The 23,338-nt window shown below is 35.9% G+C and carries 23 protein-coding genes and 2 pseudogenes; 7 read left to right on the top strand and 18 right to left on the bottom strand.

Features of this window, described 5'->3' with window-relative positions:
- The first annotated feature begins 31 nt into the window (after positions 1-31).
- Positions 32-1,515: pseudogene (locus CWATDRAFT_RS35680) on the top strand (IS1380-like element ISCwa5 family transposase).
- Positions 1,516-1,876: 361 nt separating this feature from the next.
- Here CWATDRAFT_RS35680 and hemE read toward each other — a convergent pair.
- The 11 genes and pseudogenes from hemE to CWATDRAFT_RS32320 all read right to left on the bottom strand — a co-directional run bounded on the left by hemE (position 1,877) and on the right by CWATDRAFT_RS32320 (position 11,667).
- Positions 1,877-2,941, bottom strand: a complete 1,065-nt coding sequence (gene hemE, locus CWATDRAFT_RS10225) for a uroporphyrinogen decarboxylase (protein ID WP_007304904.1) — start codon at positions 2,939-2,941, stop codon at positions 1,877-1,879.
- A gap of 260 nt (positions 2,942-3,201) precedes the next feature.
- Positions 3,202-3,414: a zinc ribbon domain-containing protein gene (locus CWATDRAFT_RS41720; protein WP_412093215.1), complete on the bottom strand. Its 213-nt coding sequence runs from the start codon at positions 3,412-3,414 to the stop codon at positions 3,202-3,204.
- A 25-nt stretch (positions 3,415-3,439) separates the two neighbouring features.
- Positions 3,440-3,850, bottom strand: coding sequence for a hypothetical protein (locus tag CWATDRAFT_RS10215; protein WP_042711407.1), 411 nt, complete (start codon positions 3,848-3,850; stop codon positions 3,440-3,442).
- A gap of 187 nt (positions 3,851-4,037) precedes the next feature.
- Positions 4,038-5,035 (bottom strand): annotated as a pseudogene (locus CWATDRAFT_RS38445) (ISAzo13 family transposase).
- A 48-nt stretch (positions 5,036-5,083) separates the two neighbouring features.
- Positions 5,084-5,209, bottom strand: coding sequence for a hypothetical protein (locus tag CWATDRAFT_RS40990; RefSeq protein WP_268742196.1), 126 nt, complete (start codon positions 5,207-5,209; stop codon positions 5,084-5,086).
- 216 nt (positions 5,210-5,425) lie between these two features.
- Complete coding sequence (locus CWATDRAFT_RS10200) at positions 5,426-5,827, bottom strand: hypothetical protein (protein WP_157134064.1); 402 nt, start codon at positions 5,825-5,827, stop codon at positions 5,426-5,428.
- A 100-nt stretch (positions 5,828-5,927) separates the two neighbouring features.
- The gene (gene yqeK, locus CWATDRAFT_RS10195) at positions 5,928-6,503 is read right to left on the bottom strand and encodes a bis(5'-nucleosyl)-tetraphosphatase (symmetrical) YqeK (RefSeq protein ID WP_007304902.1); all 576 of its coding nucleotides are present in this window, start codon (positions 6,501-6,503) and stop codon (positions 5,928-5,930) included.
- Positions 6,504-6,572: 69 nt separating this feature from the next.
- A complete protein-coding gene (locus CWATDRAFT_RS10190) occupies positions 6,573-8,048 on the bottom strand; it encodes a hypothetical protein (RefSeq protein WP_007304901.1) in 1,476 nt (491 codons plus the stop codon).
- The gene (locus CWATDRAFT_RS10185) at positions 8,041-8,427 is read right to left on the bottom strand and encodes a hypothetical protein (protein ID WP_007304900.1); all 387 of its coding nucleotides are present in this window, start codon (positions 8,425-8,427) and stop codon (positions 8,041-8,043) included. The genes CWATDRAFT_RS10190 and CWATDRAFT_RS10185 overlap by 8 nt, the downstream gene beginning before the upstream one ends.
- Positions 8,428-8,935: 508 nt before the next feature.
- On the bottom strand, positions 8,936-11,101 hold the full coding sequence (locus CWATDRAFT_RS10180) for a CHAT domain-containing protein (protein ID WP_007304899.1): 2,166 nt from the start codon (positions 11,099-11,101) through the stop codon (positions 8,936-8,938).
- Positions 11,102-11,313: 212 nt separating this feature from the next.
- Positions 11,314-11,667: a hypothetical protein gene (locus CWATDRAFT_RS32320; protein WP_042711372.1), complete on the bottom strand. Its 354-nt coding sequence runs from the start codon at positions 11,665-11,667 to the stop codon at positions 11,314-11,316.
- Positions 11,668-11,788: 121 nt separating this feature from the next.
- On the opposite strand from CWATDRAFT_RS32320, the gene CWATDRAFT_RS10170 reads away from it, so the two are divergent.
- The 4 genes from CWATDRAFT_RS10170 (at position 11,789) to CWATDRAFT_RS10155 (ending at position 14,963) form a co-directional block, all read left to right on the top strand.
- Entirely contained in the window at positions 11,789-13,228 is a 1,440-nt protein-coding gene (locus CWATDRAFT_RS10170) for an NF041680 family putative transposase (protein WP_007304991.1), read from the top strand.
- A gap of 244 nt (positions 13,229-13,472) precedes the next feature.
- Positions 13,473-14,075: an NACHT C-terminal helical domain 2-containing protein gene (locus tag CWATDRAFT_RS10165; RefSeq protein WP_007304992.1), complete on the top strand. Its 603-nt coding sequence runs from the start codon at positions 13,473-13,475 to the stop codon at positions 14,073-14,075.
- 126 nt (positions 14,076-14,201) lie between these two features.
- Positions 14,202-14,396, top strand: coding sequence for a type II toxin-antitoxin system HicB family antitoxin (locus CWATDRAFT_RS10160; RefSeq protein WP_007304993.1), 195 nt, complete (start codon positions 14,202-14,204; stop codon positions 14,394-14,396).
- 27 nt (positions 14,397-14,423) lie between these two features.
- Positions 14,424-14,963 (top strand): Uma2 family endonuclease, encoded by a 540-nt coding sequence (locus CWATDRAFT_RS10155; RefSeq protein ID WP_007304994.1) that lies wholly within the window; start codon positions 14,424-14,426, stop codon positions 14,961-14,963.
- A gap of 29 nt (positions 14,964-14,992) precedes the next feature.
- Here CWATDRAFT_RS10155 and CWATDRAFT_RS10150 read toward each other — a convergent pair whose 3' ends face one another.
- From CWATDRAFT_RS10150 to CWATDRAFT_RS10135, 5 genes are all read right to left on the bottom strand, one after another.
- A complete protein-coding gene (locus CWATDRAFT_RS10150; RefSeq protein ID WP_007304898.1) occupies positions 14,993-15,574 on the bottom strand; it encodes a Uma2 family endonuclease in 582 nt (193 codons plus the stop codon).
- A 211-nt stretch (positions 15,575-15,785) separates the two neighbouring features.
- Positions 15,786-16,601: a PEP-CTERM sorting domain-containing protein gene (locus CWATDRAFT_RS10145; RefSeq protein ID WP_007304897.1), complete on the bottom strand. Its 816-nt coding sequence runs from the start codon at positions 16,599-16,601 to the stop codon at positions 15,786-15,788.
- Between the two features lie 123 nt (positions 16,602-16,724).
- Positions 16,725-17,456: a PEP-CTERM sorting domain-containing protein gene (locus CWATDRAFT_RS10140; protein WP_232287062.1), complete on the bottom strand. Its 732-nt coding sequence runs from the start codon at positions 17,454-17,456 to the stop codon at positions 16,725-16,727.
- A gap of 196 nt (positions 17,457-17,652) precedes the next feature.
- Positions 17,653-17,772 carry a PEP-CTERM sorting domain-containing protein gene (locus CWATDRAFT_RS39655; protein WP_268742260.1) on the bottom strand — a complete coding sequence of 40 codons (120 nt, stop codon included), beginning with the start codon at positions 17,770-17,772 and terminating at the stop codon, positions 17,653-17,655.
- 105 nt (positions 17,773-17,877) lie between these two features.
- Complete coding sequence (locus CWATDRAFT_RS10135; protein ID WP_007304895.1) at positions 17,878-18,435, bottom strand: hypothetical protein; 558 nt, start codon at positions 18,433-18,435, stop codon at positions 17,878-17,880.
- Between the two features lie 589 nt (positions 18,436-19,024).
- On the opposite strand from CWATDRAFT_RS10135, the gene CWATDRAFT_RS10130 reads away from it, so the two are divergent.
- Positions 19,025-20,704 (top strand): transglutaminase domain-containing protein, encoded by a 1,680-nt coding sequence (locus CWATDRAFT_RS10130; RefSeq protein WP_007304995.1) that lies wholly within the window; start codon positions 19,025-19,027, stop codon positions 20,702-20,704.
- 42 nt (positions 20,705-20,746) lie between these two features.
- Here the strand turns inward: CWATDRAFT_RS10130 and CWATDRAFT_RS10125 are convergent, their stop codons facing one another.
- The gene (locus CWATDRAFT_RS10125) at positions 20,747-21,715 is read right to left on the bottom strand and encodes a DnaJ C-terminal domain-containing protein (protein ID WP_035825932.1); all 969 of its coding nucleotides are present in this window, start codon (positions 21,713-21,715) and stop codon (positions 20,747-20,749) included.
- Between the two features lie 114 nt (positions 21,716-21,829).
- Here CWATDRAFT_RS10125 and CWATDRAFT_RS10120 point away from each other — a divergent pair, with 114 nt between their 5' ends.
- Positions 21,830-22,291 (top strand): GNAT family N-acetyltransferase, encoded by a 462-nt coding sequence (locus CWATDRAFT_RS10120; protein WP_007304996.1) that lies wholly within the window; start codon positions 21,830-21,832, stop codon positions 22,289-22,291.
- Between the two features lie 141 nt (positions 22,292-22,432).
- On the opposite strand, the gene map is transcribed toward CWATDRAFT_RS10120, so the two are convergent.
- Complete coding sequence (map, locus tag CWATDRAFT_RS10115; RefSeq protein WP_007304893.1) at positions 22,433-23,296, bottom strand: type I methionyl aminopeptidase; 864 nt, start codon at positions 23,294-23,296, stop codon at positions 22,433-22,435.
- Between the last annotated feature and the right edge of the window lie 42 nt (positions 23,297-23,338).

The raw sequence follows: 23,338 nt of genomic DNA, 5'->3' as shown, positions 1-23,338 counted from the left end.
TTATTAAAGCAATTTATCTTAAACTGATTTAATGAGTCCCAGTCATCCCCGAACCCCTCGTCAAGTAATCAACTTTAGTAAACAGAAAGGAAAAGAAATAATCGCTAATTTTGATGGGGGACTAATCACTTCAGATGCGGGGATTGTCTGGATAGCTGAGTTGGATAAAAAACTGGGAATTACCGAGAAGTTTGGTAACTGTTTTCAAGATCATCGTCATCAATCTTATGTAGATCATTCCGTTCATGAGTTATTAGCACAAAGGCTTTATGGAATTATTTTAGGCTATGAAGATGTCAATGACCATGATAAATTACGTCACGATCTTGCCCTTAAGATCGCTTTAGAAAAGCTTAATGAACTTGAAGATAAAAAGGGATGGTTAGCTGGAAAAAGTACAATTAATAGATTGGAATATTGTCCTGAGACTATTCTCGACCAAAAAACGAGTCGTTATCATAAAATAGAACCCAACTTTGAAGCCATTGAAAAATCTTTTGTCGAATTTTTTTTAGAGTCTTATAAAAAACCTCCCTTAAGTATTATATTAGATATGGATGTCACGGATGACCAAGTACATGGTAATCAAGAAGGGGCATTTTTTAATAGTTATTATCACGGAGTATGTTATGCTCCTTTATATATTTTCTGTGGGCATCATTTATTAGTTGCTAAACTTCGTTCATCTAATGTAGATCCAGCCGATGGAGCCTTAGACGAATTACAAAGAATTATCGGACTAATTAGAGAAAAATGGTCAGAGACTCATATCCTAGTTAGGGGTGATAGTGCCTATGCCCGTGAAGAAATCTTCTATTTTTGTGAAAATCAGCCTTTAGTTGATTATGTTATAGCTATGGGAACAAATGGCGTTCTTAAGTTACGAGCGGATGATGTAATTGAAAAAGCCAAACATAAATATGAAAAAAACTAGCTCCAATAACTGAATTAATGGATAGTTTATTTTAGAAAAAAGAAGATTTAGAAGAAGTTAAAAAATTAGTACCAATTTCTACTTGGTATCGCTCTATTCGTTATAAAACAGAAAAGTCATGGAGTTGTCAAAGAAGAGTAGTGACAAAAGTTTGTTATGGAAGTGATGGCTTAAAAATGCGCCATGTGGTGACATCTTTGCCCGCTTCAAAAATTCCACCCTCAAAACTTTATACAAAAAAATACTGTCCGAGAGGCGAGATGGAAAATCGGATTAAAGAACAACAATTAGACTTGTTAGCTGATAGAACTTCAACTCAAACATTTCAAAGTAATCAACTAAGATTATGGATACATTCCTGGGCTTATGTTCTCATAAATGCTTTTCGTCAACACTGTTTAAAAAAAACTTCATTGGCTAAAGCAACTGTGGGAAGAATACGTCTAAATCTTCTTAAGTTGGGAGCCAGAATAAAGATTAGTTGTAGAAGAATTATTATCGCTATAGCTAGTGCTTGTCCTTATCAAGATATTTTGTCTATTGCTAACAAAAGAATTAAAACTATTCCTAATACTGGATAAATAGAATAAGTTGTTGACTGACTGATACTTTCATTTAGTCTTATTTATCGTGGAGAAAATCAAAAGTTAATATAATTATTCCCTCTTAAACTCAATTTTTGGATAATCAAAGTCAATTTTTTTATTCATCTATATTCAAAATTTCTATTAGTCCTAAAAATTATCATTTTTCATCTCTGGATTGGGCTTTCAAATTAATTTGTGAGAAATCCGGGTATAGGAGTATCACCATTGCAGAACAAAATAATAAGGTGGGTAAAACCCACCCTACTCGATTGTTTCGGTAAAAATGATGGGCTGCGACGGATTTTTATATTATTGCGATCGCCAGCAATTATACCCGTCTAACCCACCCTAGCACCTACACGGGAACGGCTAATAATTGATCCACTTGCTTCGCTGTTTCAAAGAAGCAACGGACGTTATCTTCAGGGGTTCCCACTAAGACACCGTGACCTAAGTTGAGGATGTGGCCACCTCTTCCGGCTTTGCGTACTGTATCCAAAATGCGAGCTTTGATGAAGTCTTGGGACCCGAATAATACCCCAGGATCGATATTTCCCTGTACTTTCATCCCCCTACCTAAACGTTTTCTCCCTTCTGCCATATCTACGGTCCAGTCGAGACTAACAATGTCTACCCCAGACTGTCCCATTCTTTCTAAGACACCAGCACTACCGCTAATATAAAGGATTAATGGGGTGTCGGGATGGGTTTGTTTAACCTGACGCACCACCTGTTGTTGATAGGGTAAGGCAAAGGTTTCGTAGTCTTGGGGACTTAGTTGACCGGCCCAAGAATCAAACAACTGTACCACTTGCGCTCCACAGTCGATTTGATAACGGACATAAACCGCGATCGAATCAGCTATTTTGCTCAAGAAACTGTGCAGGATCTCGGGTTGAGAAAAGGCCATGTTTTTGATGATGGCATAATTTTTAGAGCTTTTCCCTTCAATAGCATAAGCAGCTAAAGTCCAGGGTGATCCCACAAATCCTAACACAGTGGATTTATTACCCACTTCTGCTCTGAGGGTGTTTAAAATAGTTTTGATGAAGGGTAAGGACTCTTCTGGATCGAGAGGACGTAGGTTATCCACTTGTTCTTTGGTGCGAATGGGTGGATCAATAACTGGCCCTTTGCTTTCGACAATATCAAAAGGTATCCCCATCCCAGGCAAAGGGGTTAAAATATCAGAGAACATGATGACCCCATCCGGTTGAAATGCTCGCCAAGGTTGCAGAGAAATTTCGATGGCAAGGTCAGGATTTTCGGATCTTTCACGAAAACTGGGGTATTTATCCCGTAAATCCCGATATACTTTCATGTAGCGTCCAGCTTGTCTCATCATCCAAACTGGCGGACGATCTAAGATTTCTCCTTGTGCAGCACGAAGGAGATAGGGTGTCTCGTTAGTTCCTGTCATTATGGTTCCCCCAGTAGTATACGTGCATTTTTCACCCTATCATTAGGGGTGGCCTGTGTTACAGCATTTGTAATGAATGTTTATTAACTTGAGTTCGGAGTTCGGAGTCAGATTGACACTGCTACATAAAACTGATACATTGAGTTTTACTTCCTGCAACAACTGCGAACCGTCGGCGGTACTCTGTCCACAGGCGCCCCACGGTATAGCCTACCGCTTGGTTAGCTAATACCTTGGCAGCATTTAAGTCTCTATCTATCTCAAATCCGCACGTCCCTTCGATAAATGGGATCTGATAGAGACAAATTGCTCTTAATTGAACCGCAGCTAGAGCAAGTTTTAGAACTAGGGAACCATCTGTCAACTATAGTCAATTTTGAGCCGTAAAGCTCACATTTGTACTCTAGCTGTCTTCTGAATTCATAAAAACCTAGTTCCGAGATGGCTTTCGCTAATTTGCGATTAGCTAACATCCCTAATAACAGGGAAGTTTTCTGATTATTTTGCATAAATAGAAACAATTTCTTCCCAAAGGCGGACAACTTCTCTTGCTTTTTCTGAGGTGACAGTGAAAGGTTCTTGGGTTTCTATTTGTTTAAAAAATTGGCTAATTTGTCGATAGTGAGGACTGTTTCTGATTTTTTGCCCTTGGTTTTTGGGAAAAAACTTGGCCAATTTTTGTTTGATGGCAAACTGCCATTCCGGAAGTGTTGTGAAGAGTTGCTTAAGACTAGGGGGGGTAGCAGACCACTTAACAATTTTGCCTGATAAATAAGCCAGAAGAGTACCTTCAGTACCAGCCACCACTAAAGATAAATCTTGGTTACTATTAAAGCTATAAGACAAAGAAGCAATGGCATTAGAAGTGGGGCTGCTAAGGTGATTTCCAAGAAAAAGTTTCCCACCCATTCTCAGAATCTGTTTGTAGAACATCTCAAATAAGCGAAAAGGGAAAAATAAAAAGTTGTTCGCGGATACTTTCCGCGAACAAAAACCTCCCTATCTAAAAGAAAGAAATACGCTAACTTTTAAATTAGCTTTGACTATTTTTAAAAAGGAAATTCACTTAATTTTACACTCTTATTAACTTTTTAGACTAACTGGGTCTAATCAAAATATCCCATTTAGGTAAGTGAGGATTACGTTCTAAACGTTTCTCAATTTCCTTCATCTCTTTTTTCGTTAAAGAAATGCCTTTTTGATAAACTTTTTTACTTAACTTAACTATCGGATTTAAGCCTTTCCATGTCATAGTTTTTACCCAAGCTAACATCGTTTGAGCATTTCTCAGAAGTGTTCCGTTCCAATGCCTCTCTAAAATTCCCCAACATCTTTCTATGGGATTATATTTACTGTGATAAGGAGGAAAATATAGTAATTGAATAGATTTCTTAGTTTGGTCGGCAAACTCTACCATTCTCTTCAAAAATTGCCTTCTTATTCCACTATTTTCTGCTCCATTATCAACTTTAATTTGGATGTTCTCTAGTTGCTGCTTTTCAGTTATACTCAGACTTGTCCACCATTGCTCCAAGTTATCTACCATGAAATCACTCGTTTTATAAGAACTTCCAAAAGTTACATAAAGTTGCCCTGTATCTTCATCTACAATCCCACAAGGAACGTATTTTTCTTTAGTTCCCATATCATGATCTTGAGCTTGATTATAACCTCTAGTTTGTCCGCCACGTGAATATTCTCCTATTTCCACAGTTGCTTTACAATCCATACTTAAACGTTTCACAGAAGGGTCTTTTTTTCTATCTTTTTTCTCTATATTCTCGAAGATAGCGTCCGTCTCCGAGATTTTTTTTTAGGTTTAGCTTTTACCACTTTTCTTAATCGATAGCCCAAACGATTTAAAATATCTGCCATTGTCGAAGCAGCAGGAACCTCCTCTCCATTATATCCTAGATTTCTTAATTGTTTAATGGCTTCAGCCGCCGTTAATCTTGTATAGGCAATGGGGTTATTAAATGTGGGGTTTTGTTGTGCGTGAGCTTCGGCTATTTCTTTCAATGATTGGGCAACTATTGGGTATCTTTCCTCCCATTTTTTACATCCACTATTGACTGATTGTAATCCTAAACACACTATCCCAGTTCGTTTTTCATGTAATCCAAGTTGAACATTTTTTCTCCCTCAACCAAACACGATTTCGGTTTGTCTGGCACTTCCTCCACAATACTTGAGACACATTTCAGCTTGAAATGAACGACGCTCTGCTCCCGTCATTTTTGAGGCTGCTAAACGTAAATCATCGACCATCGACGGGGTTAAGGGATTATTTGTCTGTTTTAGCTTCAATTTACTCTCTCTAATCTTTTTACCTCTTCATTTTAATCTATTTCTTCTGTTTTTTCAGACAAGCCAATTATGAAATTTTAAAGTTGTGTACCAAGATCCGCTAACTCTCTGTTCCTTTTATTTCTTGAAAGCCTTTAGTCCAAGCGATTACCCTTATGGGAAAAGCTTTCTCGGAAATCACCTTATAGGTAGAGAAGCAGCAATATATCGATCAGGTGAACGGAACTTAAGTACGACTTCTCTCTTCTCATTTTCAACCCTTTCACGAAATACTAAGTCTTTCTTTTTCAGTTGACAGGTTCCTGGTGTATCGTAAAATTTAACAGTACGGTTCTTAGCAAGGGTTAGAGAACCTTTCATCTCTATGTTAATGGGTTCCCCTTCAACAAGTAGCTGAAGTTCACTCCAATAATCATTAACTGCATCATCTGGGTTGCTACCATTAAAGTTGCTTGGAACCAAAATTAATTTATATTCTCGGGATGTTACTACAGTCCCTGCGTTCGCTAATGACGTTGTAAATAGAACCAATGAAAGCACACAAACAAGCAGTATTTTTGTAATTCTAGTAATAAACATAAACTGTTCTCTCCTGTTTAGTTATTCTTGATCTTAGAATACATACTCAAATAAAATTATTAAAAATTATGTCCTTAAATCTCTCATGAGTTAATATTTTTTAATGCTTAGCTCTTATTTTATGTAATGCCCAATTACGTGTTAAAATTGCTCTGGGATGAATAGTTTTGTTATGTTTTATTAAATACTGTAGGGAATATTCACAAGTTTGTTGTACACTTTTATACAGGTTTTCCCAACTAATTTGACGCATTTTTTCTAATTCTGGTGTATTGCCTCTATTGGGTTCTAACGCATCAGCAATAAAGACAATACAACTTAAATCACTCATTTCTGGATTCCCTAAAGTATGGTCACGAATTGCTTGTAAAATGTCTTCATCTGTTACCCCAAAAGTATCTCTAGCAACCATTGCGCTTACATCTGCGTGTAAAAGATGGGGGTTAGATAAACAAACTGTATCAATTTCATTATATTCTTTCTTAGCCATTGCTAATAGTTTAGGGGGTGGAAAGAATTTGGCTAAGTCGTGCATTAATCCTGCTTTTGCAGCTTTTTTAGGGTCAATTTTATGATGAATAGCTAATTGCTCACACATTTTTTCTACACCTAAAATGTGTTGCAAACGATGTTCTGAAACATTCTCTTTTAACCAATCGATAATTTCTTGTCTCATAATATGAATAATGGATAATGGATAATTGTCATTCCGAGGTAAGAGGAATCTCTACTTTTATTTGAATAATCAAGATATCTTCTGAATTTTTCTGATTAAAATATTAAGTATTTTTTTGAGAAATCTAAATATCTTCTGAAATATTCTGATTAAAATATAAGTAATAATAGCGCAAGCAATACTTAAGAAAACAGATTTATAGAAAGGCGAAACTGAACGAAAAGGATGGTAAAATTCTGGGGGTAATAAAGGTTTTTCTGCTGTAACTAATCCATAACTACTAGCAACAATTCCTGCAACTGTTAAACTAGAACCAATGGCTAAAATATTGATTTGTAAGTTGTGATCGCGTTCTATTTCTTTTTGTTCTCTGAGGCGATCGCTTTTAGCTTGATCGATTTCTATTAATCCTCTAATTGTCTCAATTCCTCGGTTTAAAATGATATTTCCTTGATTGAAATAGCTTAAGTCTGCTTTGATTTGCTCTTGTAAGGTTATCCATTCTTTATCAATTAATCTGGCAAAAAAGTCAAGGTCATTATTGCTTATTGTTTGTATTTTATTCAGTTTAATTTGGTAGTTATGACTGTTAATAGCAATTGTATTTTGATAATATTGTAGGTTACGGAGGGTTTGAGAATAATCCAAAGATAGGTTTAAAAGTTCTTTTAGAGTGTCTTTATAGTTGTCTAATTCTAGTTCTGAAAGTTGGCTATTTTTTGTGTTATCTTGTTTTTTGATGCTAGAAACAAGGTTTTCTATTTTGGCTACTTGATTGTCTAATTTATGGTAATCTAAACGACTATCAGCATAAGCATTTATAATTTTGTGATGGTATAAGAATAAACTGGGTAATTCCCAGTAAACTTCCTCTAATTTTTCACTGTTTGATTTGTCTGTAAAAAATACAACTACTGCATGAAATTCATCTTCTTTAGGATAACCATATTCTAAAATATTACTATCAAATATTTCTCCTTGACGATATAGTTTGGTTTCTATTTCTTCTAGAGATATAGATAATAGTTCATGGAGACAATAATTAGCTATTTTTTCATAATTTTGTGAATTATTTTCTTCTAAAAATGCCGTGATTAGAAAAGTTTGACCTAATTCTGTGTCAATTTGAAAACAGTTATTAGGATTAAATTGTTTTATTTTTTCTCTGTTAATTTTATCCGTTTCAGGAGTTTCGGGGATAAATAAATCGAGACTTAAGCTATAACTATCATCAAATTGTTGAGGATAAACTAATGATTTTCTTCTGGGTTTGTTACTTTCTAAATTACCATTATCTGAGTCAAATAAACGGGCATTTTTTCTATAGTCTAGTAAACTAAATGGAGTATTTTTCGGGGTGTCTTCTCGCAGTTTAATAGTATCTCTGGGAAAGTCTCCTAGTTGTTCAACAATGGGATTATAAGTATCTAAAATCCATTTGCGATCACAACTAATAGTTTGCAAGTTTTTATCAATTCCTGTATGAACTTTAAAGGTGAAACTATGAAAATTTGGGGCATAAACTTCAAAGTCAAAATCATTCATTGTTTTCAGAATCAGCAGCTTGTGTCTGTTGTTTTAAGGCAGTTTCAATCGTTTTACGGACTAAAATTTTATTTGTAATTATTCCCTCTTCATTTTGATGATTAATATTTTGGGGTATTTGTTCCTCATTTTCTACAATATCTTTTGTTGATTTTCTCTTGTTACAAGCTTCTCGTAATGCTTGTTTAATGTTAGGATAGTTCTCACACCAGTCTAAAATGATATTAGCTACGTCAAAATCTTCTTCACTTGTTAAGTTTTCTAAGTTTTGGTTAAGTTGGGATAAACTTTGAAAATGATCAGGAAAAATACTTTTATCTTCTTGCTTTATTAGGTAAATAAAAGCTTGAATTGTTTCTAAGGTGATTGATTCTGTCATGATGTTAATTAAGTAGGTAGGTGAAAATAAAATTAAAAGAGAAGAGATATAGCAATCACCGAATGATTCATGAGAACGTCGAGATCCCCCCTTCAGTTCCCCCTTTATGATCCCCCCTTAATAAGGGGGGTTGGGGGGTTAGGGGGGATTACAATTCACTTAATTCTCACAACTGATAACTGATTGCTATAGTAGTCAATAATGATATGTGAGAAGCGAGAATAAATCCTCTTCTTCTATTTTCTCACAACTGAAACCTGATTGCTACGTTTATACATAATACTACTCATTGTAGTTAAAAGGTTACAGAGATTCCTCCTACCTCGGAATGACAGTTTAAAGATACAAACAATGTACTAACCATTTTTTGTATCTTCAAACAGTTAACTGCTAACTGTTAACTGTTAACTGTTTGTTGACTCTACTTTTCCTAAACTACAAAACGCTGCCCAATATTTGGGGTGTTTAAATGGTGGGTTTTCATTATAATTTAGTCTTAAATAAATGATCATATCTTGTAAGGTTTTTTATCTTTAAATGGCAAAGTAGTTAACCAATCAATTCTGTCTTTTTTTGTAACCCTTTTCATCCAATTTTGTGCTTTTTGTAAGGCTAAATGAATGGATACAGGATTATTTTTGTCGAACATCAATTGATAAAAACGAATCATTAAAATAGCTGTGGAAAATTCCCCAACACTCCATAAACTATTAATTACATGAAGACTTCCTGCGTACAAAAATCCACTCCCTAACCCAATATATTCGTCAACTCCTTTACTTAAACCTGTTAACCCTGTTCGACAAGCTGATAAGATAACTAACTCACATTGGGGTAGGTTTATCTTTTCAAAAATATCTTCTAGTGTTAATTTTTGAATAGGTTTAATTACGCCTTTTTCATCTTTCAAAAATCCTTCATTTTTGAAGGTTTCTAACTCTTGTTCGTTTAACCTATCTTTATCTGTTTCTCCTGCTAAAAGTAAAAAGGAATCTAAGGGTGAATCAAGGTTAAAGCTTCCGTGACAGGAAAAATGAAGATAACGACTTCGACGTAATTGTTGAATATTATTTACTTCTAATAACTTTGTTTTGCTGGCTTCTTTTTCTTTCAAAACAAAAGTATCTGGTTTGAAGCTTTCGGCAATAATTTCCACTTCTAAACCACCATAAAATAGGTCTTCTGTAGGATTCTGTATCCCGAAAAATAAAGGTTTTGGCTCTTTCCTTTGACGAGATTTTTTCTCTATTTTTTGCAGCAGTTGGCAACTGGGACTATATTGAATACCTTGTTTAAATGTCTCTGCTAAACTTAGATTATTTTCGGGGTTATAAACCGCATGAATGGGGAAAATATGTAAATATTGATGGGGAATGAGAATTAATTCATCACAGTGTTTCGGGGTTTTCTCTAACACTTGCGGTAAAAGTAATGTCTCCCAAAAATACCCTAATTTTTCGGGTAAAGTGTTCCAGTTTTCCTGCACATAACTATCAAAATAACCGTTACTCCAGTCTTTTAATTGCTCTAACTGCTGCTCATTACTAATGACCACATCAATGCTATTTTCAGTAATGACGAAACAATAAAACTTGTCATCACTTATATACCATTCCCAAATAACGGTTTTTGGGTCTAATATGCTTTGTATTTCTGATAATTTAATCCTTTCCACCTTTTGGGTGACGGCAAAGTTAGGATCGAAACCTTTGATCTCATTTAATAACTCGTTTAATTGTAGACGCTCGCTGTTTAATTCTTCACTGTTTCCTGACTGCAACCCAGAGATATCCAGACGACGACGTAACTGTTGATATGCTTGATAAACTTGTCTTTGGTCATCTGTAGCAGTATCGGGAATATTAACCGTGGTGGCAGCCAATAATTCCACTAAATAGCGAGATTTATTGCTTTCTACGGTGGTAAACGCCCTGTCTAACTGCCCTGCCTGATAACACACTTCTATCATCCCATGATAAACACCGATAGCATCCCCTAGTATTTCCTTCTTACTGTACTGGGTAATCGCCCAATCTCGACTTTGTTCCACCCCCGCAATAGCTTGTCCGTACCCTTTCATAGCAGTTTCCCAGTCTTTTTCTGCTTTCCCAATATTCCCTAAGTTTCGTCCTGTTTGTAAACAGTCTAGAGGAAATGCTGTGGGGGTTCTTACTTGTAAAGACTGCTCATAAGCTTCGATCGCATGTTCTATATTCTGGGCCCTTTCCCCTCGGATGCGACTATAATAAGCATTCCCCAGATTATTTTGTGTCATGGCCCATTGTTCAGGAAAAGCGTCACGGGTATAGACTTGTAAAGACTGCTCATAAGCTTCGATCGCATGTTCTATATTCTGGTCCATTTCCCCTCGGATGCGATCGCTATAAGCATTCCCCAGATTATTTTGTGTCATGGCCCATTGTTCTGCCATTGTTGCACGGGGACGCATTTCTAACACCGTTTCATACTCTTTAATGGCAATTTCTAGATTATTTGCTCGACTTCCCAAAGGAAACTGACTAATATGAATACATAAATTTTCAATCACCCCGACTATGGCCGCAGTTTCTTCTGGGTTGATTTGAGAAACGCCATGTTTTATCCATTGTGGCAGGAGTTGGGCCAAGACATCATCTAATAGGTGTTGATGCTGCTGTAGGATGGGATAAACCACCGCCGGGTTGCTATTACTTTCTATTTCTGCTAGGAATACTTGTTTTAAAAAGTTGAGATAGTCTTTGGTATTGTTTCCTTGGACTTTGGATAAAAAACAATTGTTAGCGTAAATTTTACGCTAAACATATCTCCAGAGCTAAAATAGAGGATTAAGGTGATTTTAAAAACTCTCTTTCCATCTTTTTAGGGGATTTTAAATGTTAAATAGCTTCATTCAGTTTCGGTTCCAATATAGATATCTAAGTAGCTTTCAGTTAGAGATTGAATGACTCGTTCTAATTCATCAATGAGATTTCTTCTAGTGAGTTTTTCTACAGCATCAATATGAGCAGAACTTCCGGCTCGTCCTAAATATTTATATTTGGTTTTTTTCTCATTATTAGTGGCCATAGGAAAAATTGATTCAGCAGCCTGTAGTTTATAATACCAGTAGATTGTTCCCTTTCCATTAACCTGATAACGAATAATATGACAATTAGCTGGTGCTACTTCCCCTTCCCGTTCAATTTTTTTTATTTTCTGTTTAAGAGAGCGAATTAGACTCTTAATTTGTTTGGCTCTCAGGTGGACATCTTGACTGGTCTTAAGTTCGGAATGTTATGACATTAGCCTTAACTGTAACAAACAACCTCTTTTGATGTTAGCGTATATATTCCGCTAATTTATAAGGTAATAAATTTTAAAAATGACCAAAAATGAAACGGCTACATCTGTCGAGGAATTCCTGGTGTGGAGGTCTAACCTCTTCCAAGGACTAAAAGTTAGAAAAGAAACTATTATAGAATTACTCGATGCCCTCTCCAGTAACCAACAAGCTCACTCAGTCGTTGAATTGTCTCTCAATCCTTTATTTAGAAGAGATTATAACAGTTTATATAGAGGAATTCAAGAGTTTTTACCCACTCAAACTGACCCTAATTATGAACAGAGAATTGAGACTTTATTTTCAGCGGTATCGAGAACAGTTCCTCCCACTTCAAAACATTATAACTTATTTGGTATTGACACAACTCCCTGTCCACGACGGTTTGCCGAAACGTTAGCGGATAAAACCTTTATTCATTACCCCAATCCAATTAAGGGAAATAAACCCATTAATATTGGACATTGTTATTCCGTTGTCTGCGCTTTACCTGACCAAATAGACACAGAAAAAGTCCCTTGGGCTGTCCCCTTATCAGGAGAGCTAGTCCCCTCTAAACATAAAGGAGTAAATCAAGGCAATCAACAACTAAAAAAAATCTGGCAAAGTTCTTTATTTTCTGATAAATTATCTGTCTTAGTGGCTGATAGTGACTACAGCCAAAAGGATTTTATTGGGGAACAAGTTAAGCATGAAGACGTAGTTACTATTACAAGAGTTAGAAGTGACCGAGTTTTTTATCGTCAATTTATTCGGGACCCAAATCAAGCCAAAACTTCGGGACATCCCCGTTGGTATGGGGATAAATTTGACCTTAAAGATGACAAAACTTGGACTGAACCTGATGAAGTTCATCATGTTCCCTTTACAACGAAAAAAGGTCGTCAATTAACAGTGACTATTTCGGGATGGAAACAGATGTTAATGAGAGGAACTAAAAACTATAAAATGAACAATCACTCCTTTACTTTACTCCAGATTGTTGTCAGAGATCAAGAAAGAAATAGTATTTGGAAACCTATGTGGCTTATTGTTATTGGTTCTCGGCGCGATGAGTTAAGTTTAGTTGATTGTTATCAGTGTTATCGACAACGTTATGACATGGAACATCTTTTTCGATTTGGTAAACAAAGATTATTGATGACATCTTATTTAACTCCCGATGTACATCATGAAGAAAATTGGTTTAAACTAACACTTCTTTCTTATGTAAATTTGTGGGCTGCCAGAAAATTAGCTGTGGTTTTACCCCGTGATTGGGAACAGTATTTGAAGACTAATAAATCCATCAAAATCACCCCTAGTCTAGTTCAAAGAGACTTTTCAAGAATAATTACGACCTTGGGGACTTTCGCCAAATTTCCCAAACGTCGAGGTTTTTCTTCCGGACGTATTAAAGGTTACAAAAAAGCCCCACGAACTCGTCATGATGTTATCAAGAAAGGGAGCAAAAAATCAACTGAAAACTTAAAAGCTCCTTAGTTTTCCTCAGAATCTATAGATTAGCCCTATTTGTCAGCCAATTTTATTGACTGATACAGAGCCGATATTTTGGGATTTTAGTTTAGCGTAAAATATACGCTAACAAACTTTTTTTTGTCCAAAGTCCAAGGAGTTAGAAACTGCTTTAATTGATTTAGCAGATCATGTATTTGAAAAGCGATGGAAAGAAGTTTTTTTATTAACAGCAACTCTATTAGAACCTGCGGATCGTTTATTATCGTTAATGAAACGAAATATTGATCAATTTCTCGCAAATGAAACAAGATTACAAGAATATTTAGTTTGGGTGAGAGATAAAAGTAATTCAGTGGAAGCAGATCAGAAAATTGCAGCTATTAGAGAGTTTTACTACTCCCTCCACCCCTCCCTCGACCACGACCGTAACTTCTCCCTCTACCTCGACCTCTACCTGTCCCTCTACCTCTCCTGCGATTTCTCCCAGGACATCAACCTTAAACTCCTTGACCTCTCCCCCGACCTTAACAGCGCTATAAAACATTGTCTAGATCGAAAACTAAGAGAAATATTACAACAATTGCAACAACAATTACCAGATAGAGATTTAGATAGAGAGATAAAAAAGCAGTGGTGGAAAAATAATGGTGCAACTTGGAAAAATGAACTCAGACAAGCGATGATTAAATATCGTAATATTGGTCACGAATGGAACTTTAACCAGCAGCAAATTGAATTACTTAAGCAATATTTAACTGCTAATAAACTCTTAATGGAGTGTTTAAATAGTGAGTGTTATGTTAGTCGAGAAGTGAGAGAAGAAATTGAGGATAGTTTGTTCTTACCTTTTGCTGATTTGAATTATGATTAGGTGAATTACACTTGCTTAATGCACCCTAAAATTTAGATAATGCTATTTTATATATTGTAAGGGCATAATAGCATTATGCTCATTATGCTAAAATAGAAACATAAAAATAAGTAGAGTATAAACAATATGAATAAATGGCGTGTTCTTCTTGAGAAAGATTCAGAAACAGGTAATTTTGCTGTTTGGTGTCCAGAGTTACCAGGATGTACCTCTTGTGGAGAAACAGAAGAAGAAGCTTTACAAAATATAAAAGAATCGATTGAATTGTATCTACAACCAGACACAATTGATCTATCCTCTGATGCAATAATAATTACATAACCTTTTCATGCTATTAGAGATAACTTAATGATGCAAACTCCTAGTATTACTAACTCCTTAAACACTTTCCTTAAGCAACCCAATATTGAAGCAAGTCCAGCGTGGGAATTTATCAATGGACAAGCTAAACAAAAGCCCATGCCTACCTTATTTCATTCTCGTCTTCAGCGCAACCTAGTCAACACAATTAATAATAAAAGTAAAGCATACGAAGCGATTCAAGAACTACGGTGTATTGTTCCCCCTTTTTCTCCTGTACCTGATATAGTAGTTGTTAAATATGAGCGCCTTGGTGATGACGATGGACCCCTACAAGGTTCACCAGATTGGTTAATAGAAATTAGATCCCCTGATCAAAACATATTAGACTTACAAAAAAAGATATTACACTGTTTAAGTAATGGAACAAAACTTGCTTGCTTAATTGATATTCAACGAAAACAAATTTGGGTTTGGGATGGACAAGAATTACCCCTTATTTTTGCTGGAAATGATAAACTTCCTACCCTTGATAATATTTTAGACTTAACAGTAGAAGCTATCGTCGCAATGACTCAACAGCGATAACCTATTACAAAACTGTAATTTTAATAATATTAAACCCCTACAGATGGCTGAAAAAGTTGCGATGGAGTTAAATCTAATCGAGGAAATTGAGGGGATATAATTCTATTATCTGCTGAAAACTCTCCCACCTCAATGTATGTTTTATCCTTCAATTCTAATACTAATATATTTTCAGCTTCAGGATCAATTATCCAATACTCAGGAATAGCGCAATCTTCATATTGTCTCCGTTTTGCAATATAGTCTCTGTTGCGTTGTAATTCCCCAGGACTAACAACTTCTACTACTAATAAAGGAGGAGGCATAAACAAACGAATTGTATTACGTTTTGCTAATAAATTGATATGTTCTTCTCTAATTATGGTAAGGTCTGGATAACGGTTTCTAGGTTCTCCTCTCACTTCTAATTCTAACCCTTGACCCCTAACTTTATCGGTTCCTAATAACAGGGCAAAGATGAGAAATAAACGATTGGCAATCTGTACATTAATTCCTGATTCTGGAGGCATCTCAACTAATTCTCCATTAAATAATTCATACCATTTATCACTATTATTATCGTAAGCTAAATAGTCTTCAAAAGTTTCAAATTTAGGTTTAATTTTTAACATAATTTTGAGTGTCTGAGTTAACTCTTATTTTAATTATACTTAACTTTAGGGTGGCTTAGACTAATATAAATTAGGTTATCACAAGAAATTTATAATCCTTCGCAGGCCACCATTTTCAATATATTCAACCCACCCCGGCCCTACCAACCCCTAACCCCTCCCAGGAGGGGAACAAGAGGGTAAGATAACTGATCGGAGATGAATATAAATGTCATTCTGAGGAACGAATAATCTCAAAATATGATGATTCATTTGACTTGTTTTTAGATTGATTAACTTTCCGTTTAAAACTGATTCCAAAAGCAACAGCAGTTCCTGCACCTAATATAGTTAAAGGTTCAGGTACAACATGATTTGATGTCACAGTAATTGAATTAATATCATATCTCTCATAGGGATGGTTTCGAGTAATTAAAAGAGATAAAGATTTAGTTCTATCAAAATTATTAGTAGTATAAGAGAGACTTTCTCCTAAACCTGATAAAGTTACTTTAGTCTCTGTTTGTCCTAATTCAAACTCCACATTAAAGTCAATAGATTCACCAATATCAGGAAAACCATTTCCTGCATCTGATAGTGAACCGATAAGAGAAAGATTATTAGAAGTTCCATCAGATGTACCTTCTATTCTTTGAAAAGCTCCCCCTAAGTTATCTCCTAAAATTCCCCCAATGATATTAGTTCCATCCCAAAGATAAATGGTTGGGTCCCAATCTTCAGGTAATCTTGAACTTGTACTTCTTAATCTTCCTAAATTAGCAGTAATATTTATTATTTCGGTTGGACTATTATCTGTTAGTGTATTAGCAGGGAATAAGTCCCATCTTAATATAGTTTCATAAAAAACATTTGCCGTACTAAATCTTAAAGTATCACCAATTAAAGTTGGACTTATTGTCGGGAAAGAGACATTAGGGTTATTTAAAAGTTGATTCCCATTTTGCGTTATTGTTCCTGCTAAAACTTGGGAACTCAATAATACAGGAGAAAAAGATAAAAAAGAAGAGATCGCTAGAAAATTTTTCATGTTAATTACACCTAGATTGTAGGGTGAGTTAGACGGATATAACTTAGGTTATCACAAGAAATTAGTAATCCGTCGTAACCCACTATTTTAACCAGTATTTTTGTAAGGAATAATCTCAAGATATTATGACTTATTTGGCTTGTTTTGAGATTGATTAACTTTCCGTTTAAAACTGATTCCAAAAGCAACAGCAGTTCCTGCACCTAATATAGTTAAAGGTTCAGGGACAACATGATTTGATGTTACAGTAATTGAATTAATATCATATCTTTCATAGAAATGATTACGAGCAATTAAAAGAGATAAAGATTGAGTTCTATCAAAATTATTAGTAGTAAAAGAGAGAGTTTCACCTAATCCAGATAAAGTCACTTTAGTCTCTGTTTGTCCTAACTCAAACTCCACATTAAAATTAGCCGATTCACCAATATTAGGAAAATCATTTCCTGCATCTAAGAATGGTCCAAATGTAGTATTATTAAAAGAACCATTAGATGTTCCTTCCACACTATTAAATTCACCTCCTCTATTATCTCCAAAAAGTCCCCCAACAATATTATTTCCATCCCAAAGATAAATTGTTGGGTCCCAGTCTTCAGGAAATCTCGAACTTGTACTTTCTAATCTTCCTAAATTAGCAGTAATATTTATTACTTCTGTTGGACTTGTAGGAGTTAATGTATTAGCAGAAAATAAGTCCCATTTCAAAATTGTTTCATTGAGAAAGTTTCCTGTCCCAAACCTCAAAGTATCACCAATTAAAGTTGGACTTATTGTCGGGAAAGAGACATTAGGGTTATTTAAAAGTTGATTCCCATTTTGCGTTATTGTTCCTGCTAAAACTTGGGAACTCAATAATACAGGAGAAAAAGATAAAAAAGAAGCGATCGCAAGTAAATTTTTCATGTTAATTACACTTAGATTATAGGGTGAGTCAGACGGATATAATTTAAGTGATCATAAGAAATTAGTAATCCGTCGTAACCCACCATTTACAGAACTCAAAAACTCAGTTTAGTTATCATTCTTAGGGACGAATAATCCCACAATATTATGACTTATTTGACTGGTTTTGAGATTGATTAACTTTCCGTTTAAAACTGATTCCAAAAGCAACAGCAGTTCCTGCACCTAAAATAGTTAAAGGTTCAGGTACGACATGATTTGATATTACAGTAGTTGAATTAATATCATATCTTTCATAATTATGATTTCGAGCTATTCCAAGAGATAAAGATTGAGTCCTATCAAAAGTATTTGTATTGAAAGAAAGACTTTATCCTAACCCATATAAAGTTACTCGTGTCGTAGTTTGTCCTAGTTCAAAATCTACATTAAAATTAGCATATTTATTAATATCAGGGAAGCCACTTCCAGGATAGAATTTTGCTCCTTCTCTAATTGTGTTAAAAGTGCCGTTAGAAGTTCCTGTTACACTGCTAAAAAAACCTCTTCCATTATCTCCAAAAATCCCACCAACAATATTAGTTCCATCCCAAAGGTAAATTGTAAAGTCCCAGTCTCCAGGAAATCTCGAACTTGTACTTCTTAATCTTCCTAAGTTAGCAGTAACATTTATTATTTCTGTTGGACTATTATTTGTTAATGTATTAGCTGGAAATAAGTCCCATCTTAGTATAGTTTCACCAAAAGCCCTACCTGTGCCAAATCTCAAAGTATCACCAATTAAAGTAGGACTTATTGTCGGGAAAGAAACATCAGGATTATTTAAAAGTTGAGTGCCATTTTGTGTTATTGTTCCTGCTAAAACCGAGGAACTCAATAACAGAGGAGATAAAGATAAACAAGAAGCGATCGCTCTATAATTTTTCATGTTAATTACACTTAGATTATAAGGTGGTTTATACGGATATAACTTAGGTTATCACAAGAAATTGATAATGCCTCGTGACTCACCATTTTTAAGGTATTCAACCCACTCTTAACCTACCCACCCCTAACCCCTCCCAGGAGGGGAATAAGAAGGTTACCATAGATAAAATTCAATGAATTCAATTTATTTGACACAGAGGAGTGTGGGCAAACTGAGTTAGGAGTTAGGAGTTAGGAGTTAGGAGTTGAAGTTTTTTCCATGAGATAACCAGGGTTTAAGACTCTTGATGTAAATCAGTTGTGTATAAATTTGCTTATGTCGAACTTAGGTGAGTAGGATGCTCACTGAGCTATAATAGTTTGACTTCTATTAACTTTAATTGTGATTCTAGACAAAATTAATAAAAATAAAAGATTTTTTGGTGATAATTAGTTCAAAATAAGCATTTTTTAAGGGTTAATTATGCTAAAGTTGGTAAACTAGAGGAAGCCAGCAATAATGAATGATTCGTGAACAATTCTTGCTCACTGAATAACGGTTCACTGGTAACTGGTAACTGTTCACTGATAAACATCCTGAAGCATTAAAAATGATTTCTGATACCCTTTTATCTGTCTCCCCACAACAACAGTTTAATGGTGCAACCATTCGCCCCATCGCAGCCTCAGAAATTCATGGAATCGCTTTCTATAATAACAAATTGTATGCTCTAGATAATCGTAATGGTTATCTTTTGGAAGTTGATCCCATTACTCATAACACAAAAGTTCTGAATAGCAACCACTGGGAAGATTTTATCGGAGTTACAGGACTAGCGATCGCCGATAATAAACTGTGGTTTACATCCCGTTATAGCGTCTATTATTGTAACTTAGATGATCCCGATTTCAAATGTGAACTATTCATCCGACTTGCTGATCGTGTTAACGGTGTTGCCATCTGGGAATCAAGCGTTTATGTTTCCTCACAAAAAGCAGGAACCATTTCCGTTTTTGATCGACAAAATGCTAAAGAAATTACCCATTTAGATGCTCCAGGAATTGGCATTGAAAACATTACCATAAAAGGAGAAGACTTATGGGTTAGCGATACCCTAGAACAAAGTGTTTATTGCTTAGATCGGGCTACAGGAAGACAAAAATTTAGTTTATTAACCCCTTTTGAATGTCCCACAGGATTAACCTTTTATCACGACCCAGAAACAGATCAAGACATCTTATATGTCTCTTATGTTAATAATGAACCGTACATTAGAGATAATCCTAACGCCGATCCTAACCATGAACTAGTGTATCGCATAGAAACCTTTATCCATCCTTTATATTTTCGCTACTATCCCCAGGATCATTATGCCCTCTCCAATGGTTATCTAGTGGAAATGACTTACGTAGAAGAGTTGGCACCCCTTGATCCCATCGAGTTGAAAAATTTAGAATGGCGTATGGCCCTACCGGCCCAAACCCATCGTCAAAAAGTCCATAAAGTCGAACCCATCGGCCTACCCTTTACAGAAATAATCGAAGATGGGGAAAGGGTGGCTGTGTTTAAATTTGATACCCTAACAGAACATAGCCGTTGTATTTTCGGCTGGAAAGCCTTAATCGAAGTATGGGGAATTAAATATAATTTAACACCCCGTGATTGCGAAAAACTCCCAGAAATGCCCCCAGACTACGGCGATCGCTATTTAGTAGATAACGATAATTTAGCCATGGATACAGATATTATTAAACGGGCCGCCGCCGAAGCAGTGGGAAGAGAAACCAACCTACTCAGAAAAATCTACAATATTCGTAACTATGTTTACGATCGCCTGTCTTATGGCATTAAACCCCATATTGATACCCCCGATATTGCCCTGAGACGAGGGGTGGGATCTTGTGGGGAATATGTAGGAGTGTTACTGGCTTTATTTCGTTTAAATAGTATTGCTTGTCGTACCGTTGGCCGCTATAAATGTCCTGCTTCTGCCCTAGTTCATAATATCCCCCTCAAACCCGATTATAATCATGTTTGGTTGGAGTTTTATATTCCTGGGGTGGGTTGGTTACCTATGGAGTCAAACCCCGATGATATTTACGAAGGAGGCCCATACCCCACAAGGTTTTTCATGGGGTTAGCTTGGTATCATGCAGAAATGAGTAAAGGGGTTCCCTTTGAGCGGTTAATGATCGATGGAGTTGTCTTAAATAAGCAACAGGTTTCTATTGGTAATTTAGCCATTAACCATGTACAGTTCACTATTTTAGAGGAATCTTCCCCTTCTTGAACCTTGTTCCTTTGCCCCCCTTTATAAGGGGGGTTAGGGGGATCATAAACTAATCGTTTGTAAATGCTGACGAGGTTGATAACTGCGACTATCACGAATTTTCTCGTAATAGTTTCGTTCCGTATCAGTTATATGTTGAGGGGTATCAATGATAATTTTAACCAGTTGATCCCCTCTCCCTTTTTTCTGGTTTACCCATCCTTTTCCACGCAACCGTAAACACTGGCCAGAGCGAATACCAGGAGGAACTTTAACCGTTACCATACCATCAGGGGTAGGTACATCTATGGTACTTCCTAATACCGCTTCATCGGGGGAAATAGGAACTTCACACACCAGGTTATCATCTTCAAAGGCAAAAAAGTTATGGGGAGTCAGTTCTACATTCAGATACAAGTCTCCTCTATTTTGACTATAAGGACTATTTCCCCCTTTCCCTTTAACACGGATACGACTACCATTTTTTGCCCCGGCAGGAATACGCACATCGATGATCTCATTCCCTAAGTTAAGACGTTTTTGTACCCCACGAAATGCCTCAGAAAAAGTCAGTTTTAAGGTTGCTTCTCGGTTTGGTGCCGGAGTTTGATTGCCATAACCCCCACTATAACCACTATATCCCGTTCCCTGATTGCCATAACCATAATTACCCGTTCTCCCTCCCCCTGGAGTAGAGAACTTTCCTAATAACTCATTGATGAACTCTTCAAAGTTACCATACTGGCTAAAATCGAAGTTTCCCATATCCACGTTAGCACCGCCACCAGGCCAGGTGCTTTGACCCGCTTGTTTCCAATATTGACCAAACTGGTCGTATTTCTTGCGTTTTTCGGGATCAGACAACACTTCATAAGCTTCGCTGATCTCTTTGAAACGTTCTTCAGCTGGCTTGTCATCAGGGTTTCTGTCAGGATGATATTTAACCGCTAATTTGCGGAAGGCTTTTTTGATCTCGTCTGCGCTGGAACTTTTATTGATGCCCAATGTAGCATAGTAATCTTTGTAATCCATATATCCCGTAGAATTATCCTTAAAAATATTGTCCTCCATATCAATCATAATCTGTATCAAGTCCTTCTGGGGAGTAAAATAGGGATTGTCAACTAAACGAACTTGAGTTAAACATTGGATACCATAAACATACGTCTGGCCCAACTCAGTGATGCGGAAGATATCGCAACTTTTAATCAAATAATGGCCAAAGAAACTGAGGAGAAGGTATTATTACCTGATGTTGTTTTAGCCGGGGTCAATACTTTACTAAAAAATCCATCACAAGGTTTTTATATTGTAGCTGAAATAGATTTTAAAGTAGTTGGATGTTTGATGATTACTAAGGAGTGGAGTGACTGGCGCAATGGAGTATTTTGGTGGATTCAAAGTGTTTTTGTTAAAAAAGAATATCGTCGTTGTGGCATTTATCGAAGTATGTATCAGTTTATCAAAGAACTTGCTAATGATAAAGAAGATGTCTGTGGATTTCGATTATATGTTGAACAAGATAATAATATAGCCCAAGAAACCTATAGGGTATTAGGAATGACACAACTTCCTTACTTGATGTTTGAAGAATCAAAATTTAATTAATAGGTTTTTCTTTAATATATGTTATTATAGCGTTTTTAGAATTCATGAGGTACACCTAACATCTAACTCCGAACTCCTAAAACTAGAAAACTGTGTACCTCATAATTATGATAATTGCTATAGTGAATTTTATTAACTCCTTTAAATGTGTGTTCTATCTGTTAAAATTTCGTAACCTGTTGCTGTTACTAATACGGTGTGTTCAAACTGTGCCGATAAACGATTATCAACGGTTACAACTGTCCAGCGATCGCGCAACGTTTTAGTATATTTTGACCCCTCATTAACAATAGGTTCGATGGCTAAAGTCATGCCTTCTTTTAGCTTAATATTGGGAATTTCTCTGGTACGATAATTAAAAACCGGAGGTTCTTCGTGTAGGTTTTGTCCCACACCATGACCGGTATAATCTTCTACTACAGAATAACCATATTTATGAACAACATCTTCAATGGCCCCAGCAATATCTGCTAAATACTTCCCTGCTTTTACCTCCCTAATACCTGCGTATAAAGCGTCTTCTGCTGCACGAATTAAACGAGAAGTTTTTGAGGATACTTTATCCACAGCAATAGTAATACAAGAATCTCCATGATACCCTTGATAATAAGCCCCTGTATCTACCTTTAAAACATCCCCACGGCGAATTCTTCTTTTAGCATTAGGAATACCATGAACCACTTCATGATTAATGCTGGCACAAATCGATCCAGGAAAACCATAATAACCTTTAAAACTCGGTGTTGCTCCCATTTCTCTGATTCTTTGTTCTGCATAATTATCTAAATCTCCTGTAGTCATCCCCGGTTTCACTATCTCTTGAATTTCTTTGAGAACCGTTGCTACAATTAAAGAAGATTGACGCATAATAGTCACTTCTTCAGGGGATTTGATCTGTACCCCCCGACGACCTTTTTTCGTGCGAGGTAGTCCAATTTGTTCTGTTTCTTTCCTTGATTTTTCAGTGGATTTAGGTGCAGAAAAAAGCTCGGTTAAAAAATTCATTTTTCAAACGGTTATTTTACAAATCTTATTTTATCTTAAAAT

Origin of the sequence: Crocosphaera watsonii WH 8501 (genome assembly GCF_000167195.1) — a bacterium.
GTDB lineage: Bacteria > Cyanobacteriota > Cyanobacteriia > Cyanobacteriales > Microcystaceae > Crocosphaera > Crocosphaera watsonii.
The sequence above is the reverse complement of the archived record's forward strand: the minus strand, read 5'-3'. Positions and strand labels throughout refer to the sequence as shown.